The 24,885-nt window shown below is 59.5% G+C and carries 24 protein-coding genes and 1 pseudogene; 8 read left to right on the top strand and 17 right to left on the bottom strand.

Annotated features, from left to right (window positions below; genetic code table 11):
* Nucleotides 1–8 precede the first annotated feature (8 nt).
* Complete coding sequence (gene argF, locus C8K63_RS01040) at nt 9–929, top strand: ornithine carbamoyltransferase (protein ID WP_108214998.1); 921 nt, start codon at nt 9–11, stop codon at nt 927–929.
* On the top strand, nt 926–2,035 hold the full coding sequence (locus C8K63_RS01035; protein WP_108214997.1) for an ABC transporter ATP-binding protein: 1,110 nt from the start codon (nt 926–928) through the stop codon (nt 2,033–2,035). The genes argF and C8K63_RS01035 overlap by 4 nt, the downstream gene beginning before the upstream one ends.
* A 125-nt stretch (nt 2,036–2,160) precedes the next feature.
* Here the strand turns inward: C8K63_RS01035 and C8K63_RS01030 are convergent, their stop codons facing one another.
* The 3 genes from C8K63_RS01030 to C8K63_RS30660 all read right to left on the bottom strand — a co-directional run bounded on the left by C8K63_RS01030 (nt 2,161) and on the right by C8K63_RS30660 (nt 4,038).
* Nucleotides 2,161–2,943, bottom strand: coding sequence for a PhzF family phenazine biosynthesis protein (locus C8K63_RS01030; protein WP_108214996.1), 783 nt, complete (start codon nt 2,941–2,943; stop codon nt 2,161–2,163).
* Nucleotides 2,944–3,049: 106 nt separating this feature from the next.
* Nucleotides 3,050–3,520, bottom strand: a complete 471-nt coding sequence (gene ybaK / locus C8K63_RS01025) for a Cys-tRNA(Pro) deacylase (protein ID WP_007971306.1) — start codon at nt 3,518–3,520, stop codon at nt 3,050–3,052.
* A 131-nt stretch (nt 3,521–3,651) separates the two neighbouring features.
* Nucleotides 3,652–4,038, bottom strand: a complete 387-nt coding sequence (locus C8K63_RS30660) for a hypothetical protein (RefSeq protein WP_256594891.1) — start codon at nt 4,036–4,038, stop codon at nt 3,652–3,654.
* Here C8K63_RS30660 and C8K63_RS01020 point away from each other — a divergent pair.
* The 4 genes from C8K63_RS01020 to glpD all read left to right on the top strand — a co-directional run bounded on the left by C8K63_RS01020 (nt 3,923) and on the right by glpD (nt 8,937).
* Entirely contained in the window at nt 3,923–4,720 is a 798-nt protein-coding gene (locus C8K63_RS01020; RefSeq protein ID WP_256594888.1) for an MIP/aquaporin family protein, read from the top strand. The genes C8K63_RS30660 and C8K63_RS01020 overlap by 116 nt on opposite strands.
* A 74-nt stretch (nt 4,721–4,794) precedes the next feature.
* A complete protein-coding gene (gene glpK / locus C8K63_RS01015; protein ID WP_108214994.1) occupies nt 4,795–6,300 on the top strand; it encodes a glycerol kinase GlpK in 1,506 nt (501 codons plus the stop codon).
* 95 nt (nt 6,301–6,395) lie between these two features.
* A complete protein-coding gene (locus tag C8K63_RS01010) occupies nt 6,396–7,151 on the top strand; it encodes a DeoR/GlpR family transcriptional regulator (RefSeq protein WP_108214993.1) in 756 nt (251 codons plus the stop codon).
* 247 nt (nt 7,152–7,398) lie between these two features.
* Nucleotides 7,399–8,937, top strand: coding sequence for a glycerol-3-phosphate dehydrogenase (glpD, locus tag C8K63_RS01005; RefSeq protein ID WP_108215466.1), 1,539 nt, complete (start codon nt 7,399–7,401; stop codon nt 8,935–8,937).
* Between the two features lie 66 nt (nt 8,938–9,003).
* Here glpD and C8K63_RS01000 read toward each other — a convergent pair whose 3' ends face one another.
* The 3 genes from C8K63_RS01000 to C8K63_RS00990 all read right to left on the bottom strand — a co-directional run bounded on the left by C8K63_RS01000 (nt 9,004) and on the right by C8K63_RS00990 (nt 12,709).
* Entirely contained in the window at nt 9,004–10,110 is a 1,107-nt protein-coding gene (locus tag C8K63_RS01000; RefSeq protein ID WP_108214992.1) for an NADH:flavin oxidoreductase/NADH oxidase, read from the bottom strand.
* A 280-nt stretch (nt 10,111–10,390) separates the two neighbouring features.
* On the bottom strand, nt 10,391–12,100 hold the full coding sequence (gene recJ / locus C8K63_RS00995) for a single-stranded-DNA-specific exonuclease RecJ (RefSeq protein ID WP_108214991.1): 1,710 nt from the start codon (nt 12,098–12,100) through the stop codon (nt 10,391–10,393).
* Between the two features lie 66 nt (nt 12,101–12,166).
* Nucleotides 12,167–12,709: a YaeQ family protein gene (locus C8K63_RS00990; protein WP_108214990.1), complete on the bottom strand. Its 543-nt coding sequence runs from the start codon at nt 12,707–12,709 to the stop codon at nt 12,167–12,169.
* A gap of 147 nt (nt 12,710–12,856) precedes the next feature.
* Here C8K63_RS00990 and C8K63_RS00985 point away from each other — a divergent pair, with 147 nt between their 5' ends.
* Together C8K63_RS00985 and C8K63_RS00980 are read left to right on the top strand one after the other, a co-directional pair.
* Entirely contained in the window at nt 12,857–14,056 is a 1,200-nt protein-coding gene (locus C8K63_RS00985; protein WP_108215465.1) for a CaiB/BaiF CoA-transferase family protein, read from the top strand.
* Between the two features lie 4 nt (nt 14,057–14,060).
* Nucleotides 14,061–14,255, top strand: a pseudogene (locus C8K63_RS00980) (hypothetical protein); the annotation flags it as partial.
* Between the two features lie 170 nt (nt 14,256–14,425).
* Here C8K63_RS00980 and C8K63_RS00975 read toward each other — a convergent pair.
* From C8K63_RS00975 to ffh, 11 genes are all read right to left on the bottom strand, one after another.
* Complete coding sequence (locus C8K63_RS00975; RefSeq protein WP_108214989.1) at nt 14,426–14,713, bottom strand: DUF3509 domain-containing protein; 288 nt, start codon at nt 14,711–14,713, stop codon at nt 14,426–14,428.
* A gap of 160 nt (nt 14,714–14,873) precedes the next feature.
* Entirely contained in the window at nt 14,874–16,229 is a 1,356-nt protein-coding gene (locus C8K63_RS00970; RefSeq protein WP_108214988.1) for a transporter substrate-binding domain-containing protein, read from the bottom strand.
* A 119-nt stretch (nt 16,230–16,348) separates the two neighbouring features.
* Nucleotides 16,349–17,758, bottom strand: a complete 1,410-nt coding sequence (thrC, locus tag C8K63_RS00965; RefSeq protein WP_108214987.1) for a threonine synthase — start codon at nt 17,756–17,758, stop codon at nt 16,349–16,351.
* A 66-nt stretch (nt 17,759–17,824) separates the two neighbouring features.
* A complete protein-coding gene (locus C8K63_RS00960; RefSeq protein ID WP_108214986.1) occupies nt 17,825–19,129 on the bottom strand; it encodes a homoserine dehydrogenase in 1,305 nt (434 codons plus the stop codon).
* A gap of 132 nt (nt 19,130–19,261) precedes the next feature.
* On the bottom strand, nt 19,262–19,993 hold the full coding sequence (dsbC, locus tag C8K63_RS00955; RefSeq protein ID WP_108214985.1) for a bifunctional protein-disulfide isomerase/oxidoreductase DsbC: 732 nt from the start codon (nt 19,991–19,993) through the stop codon (nt 19,262–19,264).
* A 254-nt stretch (nt 19,994–20,247) separates the two neighbouring features.
* Nucleotides 20,248–21,144 (bottom strand): site-specific tyrosine recombinase XerD, encoded by an 897-nt coding sequence (gene xerD, locus C8K63_RS00945; protein ID WP_108214984.1) that lies wholly within the window; start codon nt 21,142–21,144, stop codon nt 20,248–20,250.
* Between the two features lie 99 nt (nt 21,145–21,243).
* Nucleotides 21,244–21,594, bottom strand: coding sequence for a 50S ribosomal protein L19 (rplS, locus tag C8K63_RS00940; protein ID WP_003175895.1), 351 nt, complete (start codon nt 21,592–21,594; stop codon nt 21,244–21,246).
* 45 nt (nt 21,595–21,639) lie between these two features.
* Nucleotides 21,640–22,392 (bottom strand): tRNA (guanosine(37)-N1)-methyltransferase TrmD, encoded by a 753-nt coding sequence (gene trmD, locus C8K63_RS00935; RefSeq protein WP_007941398.1) that lies wholly within the window; start codon nt 22,390–22,392, stop codon nt 21,640–21,642.
* Nucleotide 22,393: 1 nt separating this feature from the next.
* Nucleotides 22,394–22,930 carry a ribosome maturation factor RimM gene (gene rimM, locus C8K63_RS00930; RefSeq protein WP_046041991.1) on the bottom strand — a complete coding sequence of 179 codons (537 nt, stop codon included), beginning with the start codon at nt 22,928–22,930 and terminating at the stop codon, nt 22,394–22,396.
* Between the two features lie 5 nt (nt 22,931–22,935).
* Nucleotides 22,936–23,187 (bottom strand): 30S ribosomal protein S16, encoded by a 252-nt coding sequence (gene rpsP / locus C8K63_RS00925; protein WP_108214983.1) that lies wholly within the window; start codon nt 23,185–23,187, stop codon nt 22,936–22,938.
* 250 nt (nt 23,188–23,437) lie between these two features.
* Entirely contained in the window at nt 23,438–24,814 is a 1,377-nt protein-coding gene (gene ffh / locus C8K63_RS00920; RefSeq protein WP_056726162.1) for a signal recognition particle protein, read from the bottom strand.
* Nucleotides 24,815–24,885 lie beyond the last annotated feature (71 nt).

Genomic DNA, 24,885 nt, shown 5'->3' with positions numbered 1-24,885 from the left:
AGTCAATGATGAGCGCAAGGCACTTTCTCTCCCTGATGGATTGCACGCCCGAAGAGCTGGTCAGCGTGATCCGTCGAGGCGTTGAGCTCAAGGACCTGCGTAACCGCGGCGTACTGTTCGAGCCTCTGAAAAACCGCGTCCTGGGGATGATTTTCGAGAAATCCTCGACCCGTACCCGGATCTCCTTCGAGGCTGGCATGATCCAGCTCGGCGGCCAGGCGATCTTCCTGTCGCCACGTGACACCCAACTGGGCCGTGGCGAGCCGATCGGCGACTGCGCCATCGTCATGTCGAGCATGCTCGACGCAGTGATGATCCGTACTTTTGCCCACAGCAACCTGACCGAATTCGCCGCCAACTCTCGCGTGCCGGTGATCAACGGCCTGTCCGATGACCTGCATCCGTGCCAGTTGCTGGCGGACATGCAGACCTTCCTCGAACACCGCGGCTCCATCCAGGGCAAGACCGTGGCCTGGATCGGCGACGGCAACAACATGTGCAACAGTTATATAGAAGCGGCGATCCAGTTCGACTTCCAGTTGCGCGTGGCCTGCCCGGAAGGCTATGAGCCCAATCCTGAATTCGTGGCCAAGGCCGGCGATCGGGTCACCATCGTTCGCGACCCGAAAGAAGCCGTGCGCGGTGCACACCTGGTGAGCACCGACGTCTGGACCTCCATGGGTCAGGAAGAAGAAACCGCCAAGCGTCTGAAGCTGTTCGCACCGTACCAGGTCAACCGCGCCCTGCTTGACCTGGCCGCTGAAGAGGTATTGTTCATGCATTGCCTGCCGGCGCACCGCGGCGAAGAAATCAGCGTCGACCTGCTCGACGACAAACGTTCGGTGGCCTGGGATCAAGCCGAAAACCGCCTGCACGCGCAAAAGGCCCTGCTCGAGTTTCTCGTCGAACCGGCGTATCACCACGCATGAGCCAGCCTTTACTGCTTAACCTGCGCAACCTCGCCTGCGGCTATCAGGACCAGCGTGTAGTACAGAACCTGAACCTGCATCTGAACGCTGGTGACATTGGTTGCCTGCTCGGCTCTTCAGGCTGCGGCAAGACCACCACGCTACGGGCGATAGCCGGCTTTGAACCGGTACATGAAGGCGAAATCCAGCTGGCGGGCGAAACCATCTCCAGCGCCGGCTTCACCCTCGCGCCGGAGAAACGTCGCATTGGCATGGTGTTCCAGGACTACGCGCTGTTTCCGCATTTGAGCGTGGCCGACAACATCGCCTTCGGCATTCGCAAGCATCCGCAAATGGATCGCGTTACCGAAGAACTGCTGGAACTGGTCAACCTGAAGAACCTCGGCAAGCGCTTCCCCCACGAACTTTCAGGTGGCCAGCAACAACGTGTCGCCCTGGCCCGCGCGCTGGCACCGGATCCGCAATTGCTGTTGCTCGACGAGCCGTTCTCCAACCTCGATGGTGAATTGCGCCGCAAGCTCAGCCACGAAGTACGCGACATCCTCAAGGCCCGAGGCACCAGCGCGATTCTGGTGACTCACGACCAGGAGGAAGCCTTCGCAGTCAGTGACCACGTTGGCGTATTCAAGGAAGGTCGCCTGGAACAGTGGGATACGCCCTACAACCTGTATCACGAACCGCTGACACCCTTCGTGGCGAGTTTCATCGGCCAGGGTTATTTCATTCGCGGTCAGTTGAGCAGCCCGGAGTCGGTGCAAACCGAGCTCGGCGAATTGCGCGGCAACCGGGCCTACACCTGGCCGGTAGGCGGTGCCGTGGACGTGCTGCTGCGCCCGGACGACATCGTCTACGCGCCGGACAGCGCACTGAAGGCGCGAATTGCCGGCAAGACGTTCCTGGGTGCGTCGACCCTCTATCGCTTGCAGCTGCCGACAGGCGCACAACTGGAATCAATCTTCCCGAGCCATGTCGATTGCCTGGTTGGGGCGGATGTGGGTATTCGTGTCGCGGCTGAACACCTGGTGCTGTTCCAGGCGTCCGGCAGCACGGCGGCGCAGATTCCTGCCGTTGAATCCGGTGTCCGGCGGTACAGCACCGCTAGCTGATACACAAAAAACCCTGTAGGAGCGAGCTTGCTCGCGAGAGACGTAAGAGCGCCGCGCTCATCCAGCCAGCACTCGTCATCGTTGACGTCCATCGCGAGCAAGCTCGCTCCTACACTGGATTTGCGTCATCCCAGCATCAGTGTGCCGCTGGCAACCAAGGTCGCATTCCCGCCGATCTTCACCCGATCGCCTTCCAGTCGACAGAACAATTCCCCACCCCGCGCCGAACGCTGAAAAGCCGTCAGGCTCGACTTGCCCAATTGCTTTGACCAGTACGGAATCAGAAGGCAATGGGTCGATCCGGTTACCGGGTCTTCATTGATGCCGATTGCCGGGGCGAAGTAGCGGGAAACGAAATCGTGCTGGCTGCCACGCGCCGTCACGATGGCGCCCAACCATGGCAGTTTCGCCAGGGCCACCATGTCCGGTTTGCAGTCGAGCACGGCTTGCTCCGACTCCAGCACCACGAACAGCTCATTCGAACCCAGTACCTCGACAGGCTTCACGCCCAGTGCACGCTCGATGTCCGGGATCAGGTTCACCGGCGACGCAGTGATCGCCGGGAAATCCAGCCACAGGCGCCCACCCTCACGGGTCACGCTCAACGGGCCGGATTTGCAGGTGAAGTCCAGTCGCTCGACGGGCTCTTTATAGATCTCAAACAACACATAGGCACTGGCCAGTGTCGCGTGACCGCACAATGGCACCTCGGTGGTCGGCGTAAACCAGCGGATGTGCCAGCCCTGCCCTTCGCGCACGACAAATGCCGTTTCGGCGAGGTTGTGCTCGGCGGCAATCTTCTGCATCAATTCATCGGCGAGCCAGGTATCGAGCCGATAGACCATCGCCGGGTTACCACTGAATGGCTGATTGCTGAACGCGTCGACCTGATGAAACTCTAGCTGCATAACCTTCTCCCTTGGTTTGTCCGCTGAGCATGCAGTGCCGGCCGAACCACCGCCAGTGACAGAGCGGGCTGATTTTCACCATACAGCGCTGCACTTGCTTCGATGCTCACGCCCGACCGATATCGGCAAACTTCGCTTGGGTGTGTTCGGCCAGCACCGCCGGTGCCAGCTCAACTTCCAGCCCACGTCGACCCGCACTGACAAAAATGCTGGCGAAGGGCTGGGCCGAATTATCAATGAAGGTACGCAAACGCTTTTTCTGCCCCAGCGGACTGATCCCGCCCAACAAATAGCCAGTAGAGCGCTGCGCTGCCGCCGGGTCGGCCATTTCGACCTTTTTCACGCCCGCGGCGTGGGCCAGTCCCTTCAAGTCCAGGCTGCCGACAACCGGCACCACGGCCACCAGCAACTCGCCCTTTTCGCTGGCCGCCAGCAGGGTCTTGAACACCTGCGCCGGATCGAGCCCGAGCTTTTCCGCCGCTTCCAGCCCGTAGGAGGCAGCCTTCGGGTCATGTTCGTAACTGTGTACGCGATGTTCGGCCCGAACCTTTTTCAACAAATCCAATGCGGGGGTCATGACAGCTCCAGACTGGGCGACAGAAGAAAAATACTGCGCCGGATTCTAGGACATTGATCGCTAAAAGGCTCCAGGGCAGCGCATCCATAACGCCATTGCCTGGCCATCCCATTGCGCAATGACTCGTTCATTCATGCAACGAATAGTTTTTTTGTGACCGATGGTTCACTTTCGACCTTTGACATCAGCGTTTCTTGTCTATATTTTTTCGTTTCTGAAACTGCACGAAACGTCCTACCGCTGCACCCAGCAGAAAACCGCGACCAGGATGGGGATCCTGCCTCGGCGAAAACCGCGCTCCGACCATGATGGGAAAAAGCGCCACACAACAAAAAAAATGAGGTTTCAATGACAACTGCTTTACAACAACCGTCGCTCTCGAGCCAATGCATGGCCGAGTTTCTGGGTACGGCGCTGCTGATCTTTTTTGGTACAGGTTGTGTTGCCGCGCTCAAAGTCGCGGGTGCCAGTTTTGGCTTGTGGGAAATCAGCATTATCTGGGGCGTCGGTGTCAGCATGGCGATCTACCTCACCGCCGGAGTTTCCGGAGCTCATCTGAACCCTGCCGTCAGCATTGCCCTGAGCATTTTCGCGGACTTCGAAAAACGTAAATTGCCTTTCTACGTACTCGCCCAGGTGGCAGGTGCCTTCTGTGGAGCGTTGTTGGTTTACACGCTTTACAGCAATCTATTCTTCGAATTCGAACAAACTCATCATATGGTGCGTGGCACTCAAGCCAGCCTTGAACTCGCATCGGTGTTCTCTACCTTCCCGAATCCTGTACTGACCACTGCCCAGGCGTTTCTGGTCGAGGTGATCATCACGGCCATCCTGATGGGCGTGATCATGTCCCTGACCGATGACAACAACGGCCTGCCCAAAGGCCCGTTGGCACCGCTGCTGATCGGCCTGCTGATTGCGGTAATCGGCAGCTCGATGGGACCGCTGACCGGTTTTGCCATGAACCCTGCGCGGGACTTCGGCCCTAAACTGATGACTTTCTTCGCTGGCTGGGGTGAAATTTCCTTCACCGGCGGACGCGATATTCCGTATTTCCTGATTCCTGTTTTTGCACCGATTGTCGGTGCCTGCCTCGGCGCCGCCGCCTATCGCGGGCTGATTGCCCGCCATCTGCACGGCGCTGTACCTGCTACAAAGGATGCAACAGCTGCCATTGACGGCAAACCCAGAACTTCTTGATACCGTTGGCGCGTGCCCCTGCCCTTTGATCACGCGCCAGACCTCACTCCCTTATTTCGTCCAAGGCAATCGACATGACCGACACACAGAATAAGAACTACATCATTGCCCTCGATCAGGGTACGACCAGCTCCCGCGCGATCATTTTCGACCGCGACGCGAACGTGGTCTGCACCGCCCAACGGGAGTTCGCACAGCACTACCCGCAAGCCGGTTGGGTCGAGCATGACCCGATGGAGATCTTCGCCACCCAAAGCGCCGTGATGGTCGAGGCCCTGGCACAAGCCGGCCTGCACCACGACCAGGTAGCAGCCATCGGCATCACCAACCAGCGCGAAACCACTGTGGTCTGGGACAAGAACACCGGCCGCCCGATCTACAACGCCATCGTCTGGCAATGCCGACGCAGCACCGAGATCTGCCAGCAACTCAAGCGCGATGGCCACGAGCAATACATCAGCGACACCACCGGCCTGGTCACCGACCCGTACTTCTCCGGCACCAAGCTCAAGTGGATCCTCGACAACGTCGAAGGCAGCCGCGAACGCGCGCGCAACGGTGAGCTGCTGTTCGGCACCGTCGACAGCTGGTTGATCTGGAAATTTACCGGCGGCAAGGTGCATGTCACCGACTACACCAACGCTTCGCGCACCATGCTCTTCAACATCCACACCCTGGAGTGGGACGCGAAGATGCTGGAAGTCCTCGACATCCCGCGTGAGATGCTCCCGCAAGTCAAATCGTCGTCCGAGATCTACGGCCACACCAAAAGCGGAATCGCCATCGGCGGCATTGCCGGTGACCAGCAAGCCGCTCTGTTCGGCCAGATGTGTGTCGAGCCAGGCCAGGCGAAAAACACCTACGGCACTGGCTGCTTCCTGTTGATGAACACTGGCGACAAAGCCGTGAAATCCCGACACGGCATGCTGACCACCATCGCCTGCGGCCCGCGTGGCGAAGTGGCCTATGCCCTGGAAGGTGCGGTGTTCAACGGCGGCTCCACCGTGCAATGGCTGCGTGACGAACTGAAGATCATCAACGACGCCCACGACACCGAATACTTCGCCAACAAGGTCAAGGACAGCAACGGCGTGTACCTGGTGCCGGCCTTTACCGGTCTTGGCGCCCCCTACTGGGACCCGTACGCCCGTGGCGCCTTGTTCGGCCTGACCCGCGGCGTACGCGTGGATCACATCATTCGGGCCGCGCTGGAATCGATTGCCTACCAGACCCGCGACGTGCTGGACGCCATGCAGCAAGACTCTGGGGAGCGTCTGAAAGCTCTGCGTGTGGACGGCGGCGCAGTGGCCAACAATTTCCTCATGCAGTTCCAGGCCGACATCCTCGGCACCCAGGTCGAGCGTCCGCAAATGCGCGAAACCACGGCGCTGGGTGCGGCTTACCTGGCAGGCCTGGCCTGTGGCTTCTGGGGCAGCCTGGAAGAGTTGCGTGGCAAGGCCGTGATCGAACGCCAGTTCGAGCCGACACTGGACGAAGCCGCAAAGGAAAAACTCTACGCTGGCTGGAAAAAAGCGGTCAGTCGCACCCGCGATTGGGCGGCTGAGGACGAGGCTGAATAAGCTAACTCCAGTCCCCGTATCTGTATGTAACTGGTAGGGAGCGGATTCCTGCGGCATCATGGGCAAATTTTGCACGGCAGCCCAAAGGACGCCCCATGAATCTGCCTCCCCGTCAGCAGCAAATCCTCGAACTGGTCCGCGAACGTGGCTATGTCAGTATCGAGGAAATGGCCGCTCTGTTCGTAGTTACCCCGCAGACCATCCGCCGCGACATCAATCAGCTCGCTGAAGCCAACTTGTTGCGTCGCTACCACGGTGGCGCCGCCTATGATTCCAGTGTCGAAAACACCGCCTACGCCATGCGCGCCGATCAGATGCGCGACGAAAAACAGCGTATCGGCGAAGCCATTGCCGCACAGATTCCCGACCATGCCTCGTTGTTCATCAACATCGGCACGACCACCGAATCCATTGCCCGGGCACTGCTCAACCACAGTCACCTGAAAATCATCACCAACAACCTGCATGTGGCTTCGATGCTCAGCGCCAAGGACGACTTCGACGTGCTGCTGACCGGTGGCAATGTACGGCGTGACGGCGGCGTGGTCGGTCAGGCCAGTGTCGACTTCATCAACCAGTTCAAGGTCGATTTCGCCCTGGTCGGCATCAGTGGTATCGATGAGGACGGCAGCCTGCTGGACTTCGATTATCAGGAAGTGCGGGTATCCCAGGCGATCATCGCCAATGCCCGACAAGTGATCCTCGCGGCCGACTCCAGCAAATTCGGACGCAACGCCATGATTCGCCTGGGGCCGATCAGCCTCGTCGATTGCCTGGTCACCGATCAGCAGCCTTCCCCGGCGCTGGCGCAACTGCTGAACCAGCACAAGGTTCGGCTGGAAGTCGTTTAAGCCCTTTCCAGTCTTAAAAGATCGCAGCCTTCGGCAGCTCCTACAGGTTTGAGTGCATCCGTAGGGGCTGCCGAAGGCTGCGATCTTTTGCTTTTATGTTCGTATATTTTCCTTTAACGGCCCTTCGATGAGTATTTTCAATCGAAGCTGACTGGCTGTGCGCTTCTTTATGGGCTAGTATTTTCGAAAATGAACATTAATGTTCGAATTCAAATACAGAACTTCAAAGAATTCCGAGGCCGAGCCGATGCCCAATTCCAACTTGTCCATGCCCCCTCTCGCCGAGGTTTACGATATCGCCGTCATCGGTGGCGGGATCAATGGCGTGGGAATTGCCGCGGATGCCGCCGGTCGCGGTCTCTCGGTGTTCCTTTGCGAAAAGGATGACCTGGCCAGCCATACCTCGTCGGCCAGCAGCAAGCTGATTCACGGTGGCCTGCGCTACCTCGAACATTACGAATTCCGCCTGGTGCGTGAAGCCTTGGCCGAACGTGAAGTACTGCTGGCCAAGGCTCCGCACATCGTCAAGCAAATGCGTTTCGTATTGCCGCACCGCCCGCACCTGCGCCCGGCGTGGATGATTCGCGCCGGCCTGTTTCTCTATGACAACCTGGGCAAGCGCGAGCAGCTGGAAGGTTCGAAAAGCCTGAAGTTCGGCCCCGACAGCGCGCTCAAAAGCGAGATCACCAAGGGCTTCGAATACTCCGATTGCTGGGTCGACGACGCGCGCCTGGTGGTGTTGAACGCCATGGCCGCCCGGGAACAAGGCGCCCACGTTCACACCCAGACCCGCTGCGTCAGCGCTCGCCGTACCAAGGGCCTGTGGCACCTGCATCTGGAGCGCGCCAATGGCAGCCTGTTTTCGATCCGCGCCAAAGCATTGGTGAACGCGGCCGGGCCATGGGTCGCCAGGTTCATTCGCGATGACCTGAAGATGGAATCGCCATACGGCATCCGCCTGATCCAGGGCAGCCACCTGATCGTGCCGAAACTGTACGAAGGAGAGCACGCGCACATCCTGCAGAACGAAGATCAGCGCATCGTGTTCACCATTCCGTACCTGAATCACTTCACCCTGATCGGTACCACCGACCGCGAGTACACCGGCGATCCGGCGAAGGTGGCAATTACCGACGGCGAAACCGATTACCTGTTGAACGTGGTCAACGCCCATTTCAAAAAGCAAATCAGTCGCGACGACATCCTGCACAGCTATTCCGGCGTGCGCCCACTGTGCAACGACGAATCCGACAACCCGTCCGCCGTGACCCGTGATTACACCCTGGCGCTGTCTGGCACCGGCGAAGAGGCGCCGTTGCTGTCGGTGTTCGGCGGCAAGCTCACCACCTATCGCAAACTGGCCGAGTCGGCACTGACACAACTGGCACCGTACTTCAAGCACATCAAGCCAAGCTGGACCGCCAGCGCCACGCTGCCGGGCGGTGAAGACATGACCACCCCGCAGGCCTTGAGCTCGCGTATCCGCGACATATTCGACTGGGTACCGAGCGAGATCGCTCGCCGCTGGGCCACCACCTACGGCAGCCGCACCTGGCGCATGCTCGAAGGCGTACAGGACCTCAGCGATATGGGCGAGCACATCGGCGGCGGTCTCTACACCCGTGAAGTCGACTATCTGTGCAGCGAAGAATGGGCCACCAGCGCCCACGACATCCTCTGGCGTCGCAGCAAGCTCGGCTTGTTCACGACGGCGGCCGAACAGGAAAAGCTCAAGGACTACCTGAACAAGGTCGAACAGAACCGCAGCAAGATCGAAGCGGCCTGATCGATCACGGCACAAACAAAAGCCCCTGAATCTCGCGATTCAGGGGCTTTTTCGTATCGATGGATTTCAGTCACGCAAATCCGATTCGTGAATCGGCTGCTCACGGTGAGTCGCCCGCTGATACTGCGCCGGCCACACGGCCTTGTGCCCGCCCAGATCGTCATCTGCATGCAGCGCCCAGTACGGGTCGCGCAACAACTCACGGGCCAGGAAGATGATGTCCGCCTGACAGGTGCGCAGGATGTGCTCGGCCTGTGCCGGCTCGGTGATCATGCCAACCGTGCCGGTGGCCATGCCCGACTCCTTGCGCACACGTTCGGCGAAGCGGGTCTGGTAACCAGGGCCTGTGGGAATTTCGGCATTCACCGCCGTCCCGCCCGACGAGACGTCGATCAGGTCCACTCCCTGGGCCTTGAGGCGACGGGCGAGTTCCACGGTTTCATCGGGGTTCCAGCCGTCCTCCACCCAGTCGGTGGCCGATACCCGGACAAACACCGGAAATTCTTCAGGCCACACCGCACGCACCGCTTCGGTGACCTGCAACACCAGCCGAATGCGATTTTCGAATGAACCGCCATATTGATCGCGCCGCTGATTGCTCAATGGCGACAGGAACTGATGCAGCAGGTAACCATGGGCGGCGTGCACTTCTACCACCTTGAAACCGGCCTTTAGCGAGCGCTTTGCCGCATCGACAAAGGCCTGGATGACCTTGGCGATCTCAGCGTCATCCAACTGCCTGGGTTGTGTGTGTTGTGGATCAAAAGCAATCGGTGAAGGTCCGACCGGCACCCAGCCGCCCTCGCCGGGTTTGACGCTGCCATGTTTGCCGAGCCATGGCCGGTAGGTGCTGGCCTTACGCCCGGCATGGGCCAGTTGAATGCCGGCAACGGCGCCCTGGGCGTTGATGAAGCGGGTGATGCGTTGCAGGGGTTCGATCTGCTCGTCATTCCACAGACCGAGGTCCTGAGCGGTGATACGCCCGTCGGCGGTGACCGCCGTGGCTTCGGTAAACACCAGCCCGGCCCCGCCGACAGCACGGCTGCCGAGGTGGACCAGGTGCCAGTCATTGGCCAGACCGTCGGTGCTGGAGTACTGGCACATCGGCGATACCGCGATGCGGTTGGGCAGGGTCAATTGGCGAAGGGTAAAGGGTTCAAGCAGCAGACTCATGGGGCACCTCTCGAATCAGTGGGCAGGCTCCAGGTTCTGTTTGAATAGTCGACGAGTGACAGGAAAAAGGTACAGCACCCGCCCCCGCGGGCAAAAAATTCGACAAGACGTCACAAGGCTAAAATCAAGCAGTGTTTAGAGCCTAGTCGACATCGAGAGATGTCGCCCCCTTGTAGGAGCGAGCTCGCTCGCGATGGACGACAGGACACCGCGGGGTATCAGGTCCCCAGCGCCATCGTTCACGCCCATCGCGAGCGAGCTCGCTCCTACAGGTGTCGGATCAACGCGGTTCGATGTGGGCAATCATCAGCTGGACCGTCTCGTTGCCACGAAACTCGTTGAGGTCGAGCTTGTAGGCCAGTTCCACCCACTTGATGGTCGGATTCGGCCAGATGTCGCGGTCGATCCCGAAGGCAATGCCGTCGAGTTTCACCGAACCACATTCACTTTTCAGCACGACTTTAAGGTGCCGTTCGCCCACGACCCGCTGCTCGACCAACTGGAACACCCCATGAAACAACGGTTCCGGGAAGTGCTGCCCCCAAGGACCGGCATGCCGCAGGGCACGGGCCAGTTCCAGGTGGAACTCTTCCACCGCCAGGGTGCCGTCCGACAACAGGCGGCCAGTCAGGTCTTCTTCGCGCATCTGCCGGCGCACTTCAGCGTCAAAGGCTTCGGCGAACAAGGGGAAATTCGCTTCCGGCAGCGTCAGGCCGGCCGCCATCGCGTGGCCGCCGTACTTGGTGATCAGATTCGGATGCTGCGCCGCCACCACGCTCAGGGCGTCGCGGATGTGAAAGCCCTGGACCGAACGCCCCGAGCCCTTGAGCAGGCCATCTCCGGCATCGGCAAAGGCGATGGTCGGGCGGAAATAGCGCTCCTTCATCTGTGATGCGAGGATACCGATGACGCCCTGATGCCACTCGGGATCGAACAGGCACAAGCCGAACGGCATCGACTCCACCGGCAGATCCTTGAGCTGCGCCAGCGCTTCGCGCTGCATGCCCTGCTCGATGGATTTGCGATCCTGGTTCATGCCGTCCAATTGAGCAGCCATTTCACGGGCCAGACCGGCGTCGTCGGTCAGCAGGCATTCGATGCCCAGACTCATGTCATCCAGGCGCCCCGCCGCGTTCAGGCGCGGGCCGACGATGAAGCCCAGGTCGGTGGAAGTGATGCGTGTGTGGTCACGCTTGGCCACTTCGAGGATCGCTTTGATCCCCGGTCGGGCACGTCCGGCGCGAATCCGTTCCAGGCCCTGATGCACCAGAATCCGGTTGTTGGCATCCAGCGGCACCACGTCGGCCACGCTGCCCAAGGCCACCAGATCGAGCAGTTCGCCGATATTCGGCTGCGGCTTGCTCGTGTACCAGCCAAGTTCGCGCAACCGCGCACGCAGGGCCATCAGCACATAGAAAATCACCCCGACACCGGCCAGCGCCTTGCTCGGAAACTCGCAACCGGGCTGGTTCGGATTGACGATGGCATCGGCCAGCGGCAGCTCGTCACCGGGCAAGTGGTGGTCGGTGACGAGCACCTTGAGCCCGGCCTTTTTCGCCGCAGCCACGCCTTCGACGCTGGAGATGCCGTTGTCGACGGTGATCAGCAAATGCGGCTGACGCTCAAGCGCCACTTCGACGATCTCCGGTGTCAGGCCGTAGCCGTAGTCGAAACGGTTTGGCACCAGATAATCGACATGCGCCGCGCCCAGCAAACGCAGGCCCAGCGTGCCCACGGTACTGGCCGTCGCGCCGTCGGCATCGAAGTCGCCGACGATCAGAATGCGCTGACGCTGTTCGAGCGCCGCCACCAGCAGATCCACGGCGGCATCGATGCCCTTGAGCTGCTGGAACGGAATCAACCGCGCCAGGCTCTTGTCCAGTTCTGCCTCGGATTGCACACCCCGCGCCGCGTACAGGCGGGTCAGCAGGGGCGGAATATCACCGAGGAATGGCAGGGTGTCGGGCAGCAGGCGAGGTTCGATGCGCATGGGGTGAAAGATGCTTCTCTTCAATACGTAGGATAAAACCGGGTGATGCGCTAAAGCGGCGAAAAATCAGCCGCGCTCACCGGCCAGCCACTGCAACTGGACTTCGTGCTGTCCACGGTCGTCGGTGACGAAGATCGTCCCTTCGCTGATCATCACGTCCCACTTGATAACGCGGGGCATGTCTTTGGCCAGGATTTCCAGGACTTCCTGGGGCACGGCAGCGATGTTGACGTTCTTCAGGTTTTTCACCGCCGGCACCACTTTGCCTTCCCACACGCGCAGGCTGCCATAGGCCAGCAGGCTGGTACGTTCAGTGCGGCGCGAGCACCAGGTCAGGCGCTCGGCATCGGGCTGGCCGACTTCGATCCAGTGCAGGACGCGGTCATCCAGGCTTTTTTCCCACAAGGCAGGTTCATCCACTTCCGACAGACCACGGCCAAACGACAGCTGCTCGTTGTACCAGAGGGCGTAGGCTAGCAGGCGCACGGTCATGCGCTCTTCGGTTTCCGAAGGGTGACGGGCGATGGTCTGCTTCACGCTCTCATAGACGCTGCGGTCAAGGTCGGTGAGGTTCAGTTCAAACTTGTAGGTCGTGGACGGCTGGGCCATGAACGGGCTTCTTGATACGAGGAAAGGCGGCAAGTCTAACCGATGCGCAAGGCAATCCACGAATTGAAGGTAATCAACCTGAAGCGCCTGACAGTCGGCTATGTTAAAACGCTGTACTCGCTCATCCTTTGTCCTGCAGGATCCCGCATGCCGCTCACCGCCAAACCGCTTTCCGGTCTGAAAGTCATCGAATTGGGTACCTTGATTGCCGGCCCGTTTGCTTCGCGTATCTGCGCTGAATTCGGTGCCGATGTGATCAAGGTTGAGTCTCCGGACGGCGGTGACCCATTGCGCAAATGGCGCAAGTTGTATGAAGGCACTTCGTTGTGGTGGTTCGTCCAGGCCCGCAATAAAAAGTCCCTGACCCTCAATCTCAAACACCCCGACGGTCAGGCGATCCTGAAACAGCTGCTGGGTGAAGCAGACATTCTGATCGAAAACTTTCGTCCCGGCGTCCTGGAGAAACTCGGCCTGGGCTGGGACGTCCTGCACGCCTTGAACCCGAAACTGGTCATGGTGCGGCTGTCGGGTTTCGGCCAGACCGGTCCGATGAAAGATCAGCCCGGCTTTGGTGCGGTCGGTGAATCCATGGGCGGTCTGCGCTACATCACCGGCTTCGAAGACCGGCCACCGGTGCGCACCGGCATTTCCATCGGCGACTCGATTGCCGCGCTCTGGGGCGTGATCGGCGCACTGATGGCCCTGCGTCATCGCGAGGTCAACGGTGGCCAGGGGCAAGTGGTGGACGTGGCGCTGTACGAAGCCATCTTCGCGATGATGGAAAGCATGGTCCCTGAGTTCGACGTGTTCGGCTTCATTCGCGAACGCACGGGCAACATCATGCCGGGCATCACCCCGTCCTCGATCCACACCAGCGCCGATGGCAAGCACGTGCAGATCGGCGCCAATGGCGACGCGATTTTCAAACGTTTCATGTTCATCATTGACCGGGAAGACCTGGCCAACGATCCTCTGCTGGCCAGCAACGATGGCCGCGATGCCCGACGCGACGAGATTTATGGCGTCATCGATCGCTGGGTCAACTCGTTGCCGCTGGACACGGTGCTGGCGCGGCTCAATCAGGCCGAGGTGCCGGCCAGCCGGATCTTCAGCGCCGAAGACATGTTCAATGACCCTCAGTACCTGGCGCGGGAAATGTTCCTGCAGGCCAAGCTGCCGGATGGCAAAGACTTCAAGATGCCGGGCATTGTGCCGAAACTCTCGGAGACACCCGGTGAATGTGAATGGGTCGGGCCACAACTGGGTGAGCACAACGCACAGGTACTCCAGGAACTTGGCTATGACGCGGTACAGATCGCAGAGTTGCGCAAAGACGGAGCCATCTGAACTGCAATACCTGTCCGGTTATATCGGCTGCACCGACACGCCAAAGGGCCGGCAGGCCATTGTCGAGATCAACCAGGTGCTGCGCCCCCTTCCCCGTGAACGCCTTGACGAGGCCTACGCCGCCTGGCTGGATCCAGAGAGTCGCAGCGATTACCTGAAAGACACCAAGGCGTTTTTTGACAATCTGGCGCAACCCTGACAAATCCCGGGCAAAAAGAAACCCCGGGAAGTGGGGAGACGACCCGGGGTTAAACGTGGTCTACCTGGAGACCAGTAGCAGCAAGCTACAAGCACCGGAGCACAATGCTTGATCCTGCTGTTATAAAGTCTGACTGACCTGGGCGCGGGAAGGTTCCCACAAAAATCCCTTCAATTGCGGCTGGCCAGAAGCTTGTCCTGCGCCGCATTACGCAATGCCGCGATGACACAAGGCTCAAGGCGTCCTTCAGCGATCAGCACGTCGCGATGCAAACCGTCGACCACATCCGTCAGTAGCCGTTTGTCATCCAACTGGACCTGATTGAACTCGCGCTCGACCACCGTCGCGCCGATAGCATTCTTCAGGGTTACCCGGCATTCGCCACGAATGCCTGACGGGGTCAACGTGACCTGATACGGGCTCAGCGCCTCACCGAGCAACAAACTGATACTTTCCATCCCGATCACCACTCAATAGTCCGAAACAACGTGCCTGGGGCATGCCTGAAAAAGATGACCGCTGGCCCGAGAAGAAAGTTCTGGATACTGACCGCAAGCGAACCTGCAGCCCAGTCAAGAGAGCATGCACGTCGAACATGACAGAGAAAAAACGCAACCATCACGTCTGTCGGGTACGTCGGGCGATGTCGGCCCAGCCCCCCAACAATCCTCGTAGCTGGCCATCGGCTGTGTAAAACGGCACCGTCCACTGGTAGATATCCCTGACGCCTTCCTTGAACATCAATTGACGCTCGAAGAAGCGCGTCCTGCGCGTGCTCAACTGCGCCAGAAACTCGGCGTGCAGCAGTTCCGCGGTTTGCCTGGGCATGACGTCGACCTCGATCAACTGCCGCCCCTGCATCCGGTCAAAACGTGTCGACAAAGCGTCCTCATAACTTTTGTTGCACATGATCAAGCGCCCTTGCAGATCACGGACAAACATCGGGTCAGGCATGGCATCCATCAGGGCATGCTGGAAGGCGAGCTGATCGCGAAGACTGCTTTGGGCCTCGACCCGCTGCCTGACCACCACCGCCAACCGCCGACTCCAGAGCAGGGACAACAGGCCGAACAGGCTGAGCACAAACATCCCCCAGCAGACCCACTGGTCAATCCGCTGCCAGAGGCCTGGCGGCTGTGACACGGTAGCGCCGCCGAACCACTTCAGGCGAAGGTCGCGCAGCTCCTGCGCAGGAAACGCCTCAAGTGCCTTGTTGAGGATACTCAGCAACTGTGGCTGACCTTTGCGCAACGTCAGATAATCCGCATCCCATTTGCCCGGCACCACAGCCCCGATCTGCAGCCGACCCGACGGAAAATGCTGGGCGCCGATTTCGTTTTCGATGGTGACGTAGGCTTCGTCGCTTTCAACCCAGGCACGGGCTTCGGCGTAGGTTTTAACCGAACGCAATTCGATGGACGGATAATCACGACGGATCACCGCTTCCAGTGCATGCCGGGTCGGCAGCACCAGTACCCGCTTCGCCATATCCTCCAGCGACTGCACCGGCGGCGTCCCAGCCTGCCCGACAAAGACCCATCCGGCACCGCCGAACGCATGGCTGAAATCGAGAAATACCTTGCGTTCGTCATTCATCGCCAGGGTCGTACTCAAATTCGCCGCGCCGCTTTCCAGATGGGCCAGCATCTGATCGGTGGAAAAAGACTGTTCGTAAACGAACTGCAACCCCGTCATGTCACTGATGCGCTTGAGCAGGTCACTGTTCAAGCCCGTCCATTGGCCATGTTCATCCTTGAACAGGTACAACGGATATTCCAGTGCCGTGACCACGACCCGTGGATGGCTGGCCATCCATTGCAACTCCTGGTCATTGAGCACGACCTTTGAGCGGGGGGCAGACATCCCGCGTTCCGGAATCGATGCAGGGTTTGCCCCTCCCCACTCGGCGATTCCCAGCATGCCGAATAAAAACAGCCAGCGTGCGGCTGGCTTGAACACACTTGTAAACAGCATTCCCACGTCCTTGGTGATCCATTCGCCTGTCCCTTCGCGGCGATAACACGACAAGTGTGCACGCAGAAATGAAAAAGCCCGTCAGGAGACGGGCTTCAAAATGTTACAGCGCTGACCGGTTACAGCGGCTTGCCGCGATTGCCATGCTGACTGACAAAGGCCTGCACGGCCTTCAGGTCATTTGGCAATACGGTGCAACGTTCGTCTCGTTCAAACAAATCAGAAAGATGTGCAGGCAGCTCGAGCTCTTTTCCTACGCCGGCTTTTTCCACGGCATCCGGGAACTTGACCGGGTGGGCGGTGCCCAGGATCACCATTGGAATGTCCAGGCTGCGACGGCATTCCCGCGCAGCTTTCACGCCGATGGCCGTGTGTGGATCCAGCACTTCGCCAGTCTGCTCGTAGACTTCGGCGATGGTTTCGCAGGTTTGCGCGTCATCCACGGCCAGCGAGTCGAACAACTTGCGGGCTTCGGTCCAGCGCTCTGGCTCGACGCTGAAACCGCCGCCCTGCTTGAACGAATCCATCAGCCCGGCGATGGACGCGCCGTTGCGACCATGCAGGTCGAACAGCAAGCGCTCGAAGTTCGACGACACCATGATGTCCATGGACGGCGACAGCGTGGCGTGCAGGGTTTCCTTGACGTACTGGTTGCCGCTCATGAAGCGGTGCAGGATGTCGTTGCGGTTGGTGGCGACGATCAACTGGTTGATCGGCAGGCCCATGTTGCGCGCCAGGTAACCGGCGAAGATGTCGCCGAAATTGCCAGTCGGCACCGAGAACGACACCGAACGTGCCGGGCCGCCCAGTTGCAGAGATGCGTGGAAGTAGTAAACGATCTGGGCCATGATCCGCGCCCAGTTGATCGAATTCACCGCCACCAGGCGCGTGCCCTTGAGGAAACCCTGGTCGGCGAAGCTCGCCTTGACCATTTCCTGGCAGTCATCGAAGTTGCCTTCGATGGCGATGTTGTGGATGTTCTCACCGAAGATGGTGGTCATCTGCCGACGCTGCACTTCGGACACCCGGTTGTGCGGGTGCAGGATGAAGATGTCGACGTTTTCGCAGTGCTTGCAGCCTTCGATGGCGGCCGAGCCGGTGTCACCGGAGGTGGCGCCGACGATCACCACGCGCTCGCCGCGCTTTTCCAGCACGTAGTCGAGCAAACGACCGAGCAGTTGCAGGGCGAAGTCCTTGAACGCCAGGGTCGGGCCGTGGAAAAGCTCCAGCACCCATTCATTGCCGTTCAGCTGACGCAGCGGCGCAACGGCGCTGTGGGCAAATACGCCGTAGGTTTCTTCAAGGATTTTCTTGAACTCGGCATCCGGAATGCTGCCGGTGACGAACGGGCGCATGACGCGAAAAGCCAGTTCGTGATACGGCAGGCCGGCCCAGGAAGCGATTTCTTCCTGGGTGAATCGTGGCAGGTTTTCCGGGACGTACAGACCGCCGTCGGTGGCAAGACCTGCCAGCAGGACGTCTTCGAAATTCAGGGCCGGTGCCTGGCCGCGGGTACTGATGTAACGCATGACTGACTCCAATGGACAGTGTTCGTAGTGCCGGGCCCGCAAGCGAGCCCGGTCAACGATATCGGCTTAGTTCAGGTGCTCGACACGGATCCGTACAACCGGACCGACCACACCCGCCAAGGCTTCCAAAGCAGCGATGGCATCGTTGATGTGCTGCTCCAGCACACGGTGGGTCAGCAGGATCATCGGCACCAGGCCGTCGTGCTCCTCGGCTTCCTTCTGCATGATCGACTCGATGTTGATGCCGCGCTCCGAGAGGATGCTCGCGACCTGAGCCAGTACGCCCGGATGGTCCTTGGCCTGAATACGCAGGTAGTAGGCGCTTTCGCAGGCTTCGATCGGCAGGATCGGGTGAGCCGACAGCGAATCCGGCTGGAACGCCAGGTGCGGTACGCGGTTTTCCGGGTCGGAAGTCATGGCGCGGACCACGTCCACCAGGTCGGCGATCACCGACGAAGCGGTCGGTTCCATGCCGGCGCCGGCGCCGTAGAACAGGGTCGAACCGGCAGCATCGCCGTTGACCATCACCGCGTTCATCACGCCGTTGACGTTGGCGATCAGGCGATCGGCCGGGATCAGCGTCGGGTGCACGCGCAGTTCGATACCGGCCGCGGTGCTGCGCGCCACGCCCAGGTGCTTGATGCGGTAGCCCAGCGCTTCGGCGTAGTTGACGTCGGCGGTGGTCAGCTTGGTGATGCCTTCGGTGTAGGCCTTGTCGAATTGCAGCGGGATACCGAACGCGATGGACGCCAGGATCGTCAGCTTGTGAGCGGCGTCGATACCCTCGACGTCGAAGGTCGGATCGGCTTCGGCGTAACCCAGTGCCTGGGCTTCGGCCAATACGTCTTCGAAGGTGCGACCCTTCTCGCGCATTTCCGTCAGGATGAAGTTGCCGGTGCCGTTGATGATACCGGCCACCCAGTTGATGCGGTTGGCCGACAGACCTTCGCGGATCGCCTTGATCACTGGAATACCACCGGCTACCGCTGCTTCGAACGCAACGATCACGCCCTTCTCGCGGGCCTTGGCGAAAATTTCATTACCGTGAACGGCGATAAGTGCCTTGTTCGCGGTGACCACATGCTTGCCATTCTCGATGGCCTTGAGTACCAGCTCGCGGGCAACGGTGTAGCCGCCCATCAGCTCTATGACGATGTCGATCTCAGGGTTCGTGGCCACTTCGAAGACATCGTTGGTAATCGCAATACCGGTCGTTTGGAACTGAGGCTTTGGCGTGCGCATGGCAATTTGTGCCACTTCGATCCCACGCCCGGCACGACGAGCAATTTCCTCGGCGTTGCGCTGAAGTACGTTGAAGGTACCGCCACCGACGGTCCCTAACCCACAGATGCCTACTTTGACCGGATTCACTGTGAACTCCCCATAAAACGGCCGACTCGAGGCCGGCCGTGAAAACAACCGCAGACTCGCGGCTCTCTATTGATGGCCCGGCGAATGTCGCTACCGGACCATGATCGTCAAGGCTTGCCGTGACGATGCGAATTACTTCACGCCCAGTGCCAGTTTGGCGACTTGTGGCGCAGGCTGGTAGCCCGGAATGACCTGACCGTCGGCCAAAACGATGGCCGGTGTGCCGTTCACGCCGATCGACTGGCCGAGCGCGAACTGTTTGGAAACCGGGTTATCGCACTTGGCGGCCTTGATTTCCTTGCCGTCGACCATTTTGTCCATGGCCGCTTTCTTGTCTTTCGAGCACCACACCGCTTGCAGCTGTTCGTCACCCGGCGAGCCCAGGCCCTGGCGCGGGAACGCGACGTAACGCACTTCGATGCCGCGCTTGTTCAGCTCAGGCACTTCGGCGTGGAGCTTGTGGCAGTACGGGCAGGTGGTGTCGGTGAATACGGTGATGTGCGACTTGGTTTCACCAATGGCCGGGTAGACAACGGTTTCGGCAACCGGGATGTCGTTGATCAGCTTGGAGATCCCCAGGCGCTCGGTCTTCTCGGTCAGGTTGACCGGCTTGCCGTCCTTGAGATCGAACAGGTAGCCCTGAACCACGTACTGGCCGTCGGCACTGGCATACAGCACGCGGCTGCCTTTGAGCTTGACTTCGTACAGGCCGGGCAACGGGCTGGCGGTGATGCTTTCCACTGGCACTTCGAGCTGGAGGCTTTCCAGGCTTTTACGAATGGCTTTGTCTGCCGCGTCATCGGCGACGGCAAAGGTGCTGACCAACGCAATGGCTGCGGCGGCGAAAATCTGGGTCAGACGCATGAGAACTCCTGAAGGCGAACATATGGGACGATCAGAACGCCCGTGCCGAAACACCGGGTCATAACCGCCCATCGTGCAAACCGGTCCAGCCTATCACATAAGGTCCGCATGGCCGAATGCACCTGATGCAAGACATTTGTCGCGACACAATCCCCTGTGGGAGCGAGCCTGCTCGCGAATGCGGTGTGTCAGGCGTCATTAATATTGGATATGCCGGCCTCTTCGCGAGCAGGCTCGCTCCCACAGGTTTTGCGTTAGCCTCTGGGATGGTGCCTGGCATGCAGATCCTGCAACCGTGCACGGGCAACATGGGTGTAGATCTGGGTCGTCGACAAGTCGCTATGCCCCAACAGCATCTGCACCACTCGCAGGTCTGCACCGTGGTTGAGCAGGTGTGTGGCGAAGGCATGACGCAAGGTGTGCGGCGACAGCGACTTGCCGATCCCGGCCACCTTGGCCTGGTGCTTGATCCGGTGCCAGAAGGTTTGCCTGGTCATCTGTTCGCCACGCTGACTCGGAAACAACACATCGCTGGGACGCCCGCCCAGCAGTTCACCGCGCGCATCACGCATGTAGCGCTCGACCCAGACAATCGCCTCCTCGCCCATTGGCACCAGTCGCTCCTTGCTGCCCTTGCCCATCACTCGCAACACGCCCTGGCGCAAATTGACCTGTTCCAGGGTGAGGCTGATCAGCTCGGTCACCCGCAAGCCGCAAGCGTAAAGCACTTCGAGCATGGCGCGGTCGCGCTGACCGATGGCTTCGCTCAGATCCGGCGCCTTCAGCAGCGCTTCCACGTCTGCTTCCGACAAGGATTTTGGCAACGGCCTGCCAAGTTGCGGCATATCGACGCGTAACGTCGGATCGACTGCAATCAACTTTTCCCGTAGCAAGTAGCGATAAAAGCCACGCACACCCGAGAGAAATCGCGCAGTGGAACGAGGCTTGTAGTTTTGCTCCAGGCGCCAGGCCAGGTGGTCGAGAATCAACTCGCGCCCGGCGCTGATCAACTCCAGCCCATTCTCCTGCAACCAACCGTTGAACAGCGCGAGGTCACTGCGATAGGCATCTCGAGTGTTATCGGAGAGACCTTTCTCCAGCCAAAGAGCATCGAGAAACTGGTCAATCAGGGGATGATCAATGGCAGGCATAAAGGCTCAGGCAAGACCGGCAATACGGCCAGGGAAGATAAATCGCGGGCAACAAAAAAGCAGCCCGCAGGCTGCCTTTTTTTGCATCGGAAGCTGGACTTAAGCCAGTTTTTCCTTGATGCGAGCTGCTTTACCCGACAGGTCGCGCAGGTAGTACAGCTTGGCTTTACGTACGTCACCGCGACGCTTGACAGCCATGCTGTCGATTTGCGGGGAGTAGGTCTGGAAAGTACGCTCTACGCCAACACCGTTGGAGATTTTACGAACGGTGAATGCACTGTTTACGCCGCGGTTACGCTTGGCGATAACAACACCTTCGAACGCTTGCAGACGCGAACGGTCGCCTTCCTTCACTTTCACCTGAACGACAATGGTGTCGCCCGGGGCAAAGGTAGGGATCTCTTTGGTCATCTGCTCTGCTTCGAGTGCAAGGATGATTTTGTTAGTCATGCTGTGCTCCTAAGGTAAATCGTCGGATCTACCATCGATACGTTGTTAACTATCGTCCCGCTCGCGGATGTATTCCTCGAGCAGCTTCTTCTCTTCTCCAGAAAGCGAGCGGCTTTCCAGAAGATCGGCGCGTCGTTCATAGGTCCGACCAAGGGACTGCTGCAAACGCCAACGCCGGATGTGCGCGTGATTGCCACTTAGCAATACGTCGGGAACACGCTGATCCGCATACACCTCCGGTCGGGTGTAGTGCGGGCAATCCAGCAAACCATCCGTAAAGGAATCTTCCTCCGCGGAGTCCGCATGCCCTAAAGCTCCAGGCAGCAGTCGTGTAACCGCATCGATCAGGACCATCGCCGGCAGCTCGCCGCCAGACAGTACATAGTCGCCAATCGACCACTCTTCATCGACATGAGCATCAATAAAACGCTCGTCAATGCCTTCATAGCGGCCGGCAATCAGGATCAATGCATCCAGATTCGCCAACTCGCGTACCGCCGACTGAGTCAGTTGACGGCCTTGGGGGGACAGGTAAATTACCTTCGCCGCCTCCCCGGCTGCTGCCTTGGCCTGAACCAGAGCATCTTCCAGGGGCTTGATCTTCATCACCATGCCCGGACCACCGCCAAACGGGCGATCGTCCACAGTGTGATGTCGATCCGTCGTGTAGTCTCGCGGATTCCAACAGGTGAGCTGCAAGAGCCCCTGTTTCACCGCACGACTGGTGATGCCGTACTCGCTGATGGCAGAGAACATCTCGGGAAACAGACTGATCACTTCTACGCGCAAGTTAGCCACGTTAGAAATCCGCGTCCCAATCCACCTTCATCTCGCCTGCTGCCAGGTCGATGGCCAACACGCATTGCTCGGTATAGGGCAACAGGCGTTCGCGATCATCCAGGCTGCCAGCGCAAGGCTTGACCACCATGACATCGTTCGAGCCGGTCTCCAGCAGGTGATCGATTTTCCCGAACAGTTGTCCGAGAGTGTCGATGACCTTGAGACCTTCCAGCTGGTACCAGTAGTACTCGCCGTCGGTGAGTTCAGGGAACAGGTTGCGCGGCACGCAGATCTCATAACCGGCCAGAAGACGAGCCTCTTCACGATCATCGAGATCCTTGAGCTTTGCGACCAGGAACTTGTCGTTCCCGCGTCCGCTGACCAGCTCTACCTGCTTTACATTGCCGTCACGCTTGAGCGTCCAGGTTTTGTAATCCAGCAGGTTCTTGATCGGATCAGTAAAGGAGTACACCTTCACTTCGCCGCGAACGCCGTGAACAGAATAAATCTTGCCGATAACGATCAAATCATCAGCAATGGCTGGCGTCGCGTTCATATTGCTCAGGCCGCAGCCTTAGCAGTTTCCTTCAACAACTGAGCAACGCGCTCAGAAGGTTGTGCACCAACGCTCAGCCAGTAGGCTACGCGCTCTTGGTTCACGGACAGACGAACTTCCTGACCACGAGCAACAGGGTTGAAGTAGCCAACCTGTTCCTTGTGCGAACCGTCGCGCGGGTTGCGGCTGTCGGTTACGGTCAAGTGGTAAAACGGGCGCTTTTTGGAGCCGCCAAGGGCAAGACGGATTGTTAGCATGTGAACATCGTTCCTGTAGTCGGTGCTGCAAATCTAAAGGCACAGCGGGCATGGGTGCCCGAAAGGCCGCATATTCTAAGGAATATCCGGACTTTTGCAAATGACTTTTTCCGGCGGTCTATCGGCCGCCATGCAGATTTGCTATAGAGCCGTCGTTGAAAACGGCCGATCAGCTCCCGCCAAGCGCGGGTTTGCTGTGTATCCCACGTCCGTGTGGGGCTGCGCCGGTACGACGACCGGCGCGGATTCTTTACATTTTCGGCATGCCGCCGCCGGGCAACATACCGCCCATGCCGCGCATCATCTTGGCCATTCCGCCTTTCGCGGAGAATTTCTTCATCATCTTCTGCATCTGCTTGTGCTGCTTGATCAAGCGGCCGATGTCCTGCACCTGGGTGCCGGAACCCATGGCGATCCGGCGCTTGCGCGAACCGCTGATCATCTCAGGGTCGCGGCGCTCGGCCGGGGTCATGGAGTTGATGATGGCTTCCATCTGCTTGAATTGTTTCTCTGCCGCACCCTGGGCGTTGCCCATCTGCGCCAGATTCACGCCGCCCATGTTCGGCAGCTTGTCCATCAGGCCGCCGAGGCCGCCCATGTTCTTCATTTGTTGCAGCTGATCGCGGAAGTCTTCGAGATCGAAGCCCTTGCCCTTCTTCAACTTTTTAGCAAGCTTGTCGGCTTTGTCCTTGTCGAGCGTCGCTTCCGCCTGCTCGATCAGGCTGAGCACATCGCCCATGCCGAGGATGCGCGAGGCGATACGCTCAGGGTGGAACGGATCGAGCGCTTCGCTCTTCTCGCCCATACCGATGAACTTGATCGGCTTGCCGGTGATCGCACGCACCGACAGAGCGGCACCGCCACGTGCGTCGCCGTCGACCTTGGTCAGGATCACACCGGTCAGCGGCAGAGCATCGCCAAAGGCCTTGGCCGTATTGGCGGCGTCCTGGCCGGTCATGGCGTCGACTACGAACAGGGTTTCGACCGGGTTGATCGCGGCATGCAGTGCCTTGATCTCGCCCATCATCTCTTCATCGATGTGCAGGCGACCGGCGGTATCGACGATGACCACGTCGATGAATTTGAGTTTCGCTTCCTTGATAGCCGCTTGCGCGATCTCGACCGGCTTCTGGCTCAGGTCGGACGGGAAGAAGGTAACGCCGACTTCACCGGCGAGCATTTCCAGCTGCTTGATCGCCGCGGGACGGTAAACGTCGGCGGACACGACCATGACCGACTTTTTCTTGCGCTCTTTAAGGAAGCGCGCGAGTTTGCCGGCGGTGGTGGTTTTACCAGCGCCCTGCAAACCGGCCATCAGGATGACCGCTGGCGGCACGGCGCTCAGGTTCAAGTCTTCGTTGGCCGCGCCCATCAGGCTTTCAAGTTCGGCCTGGACGATCTTCACGAAGGCCTGGCCCGGCGTCAGGCTACGCGACACCTCGGTACCGACGGCACGTTCCTTGACCGAGTTGACGAAGTCCTTGACCACCGGCAGGGCGACGTCGGCTTCGAGCAACGCCATGCGCACTTCGCGCAGGGTGTCTTTGATGTTGTCTTCAGTCAGCTTGGCCTTGCCGGTGACATGGCGCAGCGTCTGCGAGAGACGGTCGGTTAAGTTTTCAAACATTGCGCGATCCTTTCAGGCCCTGTGTAGACCGGGATAATGGCGGCCCGGACCGGACTAAACGTGTGCTCGGC

It is taken from the genome of Pseudomonas sp. GV085 (assembly GCF_003050925.1).
In the GTDB taxonomy this organism is placed as follows: domain Bacteria; phylum Pseudomonadota; class Gammaproteobacteria; order Pseudomonadales; family Pseudomonadaceae; genus Aquipseudomonas.
Note: the sequence above shows the minus strand (reverse complement) of the source record. Positions and strands in the feature narration are given on the sequence as shown.

What these genes read in the sequence shown, in the direction of transcription:
- argF (WP_108214998.1), top strand. Translation starts at nt 9, where the DNA reads ATGAGCGCAAGGCACTTTCTCTCCCTGATGGATTGCACGCCCGAAGAG.
- C8K63_RS01035 (WP_108214997.1), top strand. Translation starts at nt 926, where the DNA reads ATGAGCCAGCCTTTACTGCTTAACCTGCGCAACCTCGCCTGCGGCTAT.
- C8K63_RS01030 (WP_108214996.1), bottom strand. Translation starts at nt 2,943, where the DNA reads ATGCAGCTAGAGTTTCATCAGGTCGACGCGTTCAGCAATCAGCCATTC.
- ybaK (WP_007971306.1), bottom strand. Translation starts at nt 3,520, where the DNA reads ATGACCCCCGCATTGGATTTGTTGAAAAAGGTTCGGGCCGAACATCGC.
- C8K63_RS30660 (WP_256594891.1), bottom strand. Translation starts at nt 4,038, where the DNA reads ATGCTGACACCGACGCCCCAGATAATGCTGATTTCCCACAAGCCAAAA.
- glpK (WP_108214994.1), top strand. Translation starts at nt 4,795, where the DNA reads ATGACCGACACACAGAATAAGAACTACATCATTGCCCTCGATCAGGGT.
- C8K63_RS01010 (WP_108214993.1), top strand. Translation starts at nt 6,396, where the DNA reads ATGAATCTGCCTCCCCGTCAGCAGCAAATCCTCGAACTGGTCCGCGAA.
- glpD (WP_108215466.1), top strand. Translation starts at nt 7,399, where the DNA reads ATGCCCAATTCCAACTTGTCCATGCCCCCTCTCGCCGAGGTTTACGAT.
- C8K63_RS01000 (WP_108214992.1), bottom strand. Translation starts at nt 10,110, where the DNA reads ATGAGTCTGCTGCTTGAACCCTTTACCCTTCGCCAATTGACCCTGCCC.
- recJ (WP_108214991.1), bottom strand. Translation starts at nt 12,100, where the DNA reads ATGCGCATCGAACCTCGCCTGCTGCCCGACACCCTGCCATTCCTCGGT.
- C8K63_RS00990 (WP_108214990.1), bottom strand. Translation starts at nt 12,709, where the DNA reads ATGGCCCAGCCGTCCACGACCTACAAGTTTGAACTGAACCTCACCGAC.
- C8K63_RS00985 (WP_108215465.1), top strand. Translation starts at nt 12,857, where the DNA reads ATGCCGCTCACCGCCAAACCGCTTTCCGGTCTGAAAGTCATCGAATTG.
- C8K63_RS00975 (WP_108214989.1), bottom strand. Translation starts at nt 14,713, where the DNA reads ATGGAAAGTATCAGTTTGTTGCTCGGTGAGGCGCTGAGCCCGTATCAG.
- C8K63_RS00970 (WP_108214988.1), bottom strand. Translation starts at nt 16,229, where the DNA reads ATGCTGTTTACAAGTGTGTTCAAGCCAGCCGCACGCTGGCTGTTTTTA.
- thrC (WP_108214987.1), bottom strand. Translation starts at nt 17,758, where the DNA reads ATGCGTTACATCAGTACCCGCGGCCAGGCACCGGCCCTGAATTTCGAA.
- dsbC (WP_108214985.1), bottom strand. Translation starts at nt 19,993, where the DNA reads ATGCGTCTGACCCAGATTTTCGCCGCCGCAGCCATTGCGTTGGTCAGC.
- xerD (WP_108214984.1), bottom strand. Translation starts at nt 21,144, where the DNA reads ATGCCTGCCATTGATCATCCCCTGATTGACCAGTTTCTCGATGCTCTT.
- rplS (WP_003175895.1), bottom strand. Translation starts at nt 21,594, where the DNA reads ATGACTAACAAAATCATCCTTGCACTCGAAGCAGAGCAGATGACCAAA.
- rimM (WP_046041991.1), bottom strand. Translation starts at nt 22,930, where the DNA reads ATGAACGCGACGCCAGCCATTGCTGATGATTTGATCGTTATCGGCAAG.
- rpsP (WP_108214983.1), bottom strand. Translation starts at nt 23,187, where the DNA reads ATGCTAACAATCCGTCTTGCCCTTGGCGGCTCCAAAAAGCGCCCGTTT.
- ffh (WP_056726162.1), bottom strand. Translation starts at nt 24,814, where the DNA reads ATGTTTGAAAACTTAACCGACCGTCTCTCGCAGACGCTGCGCCATGTC.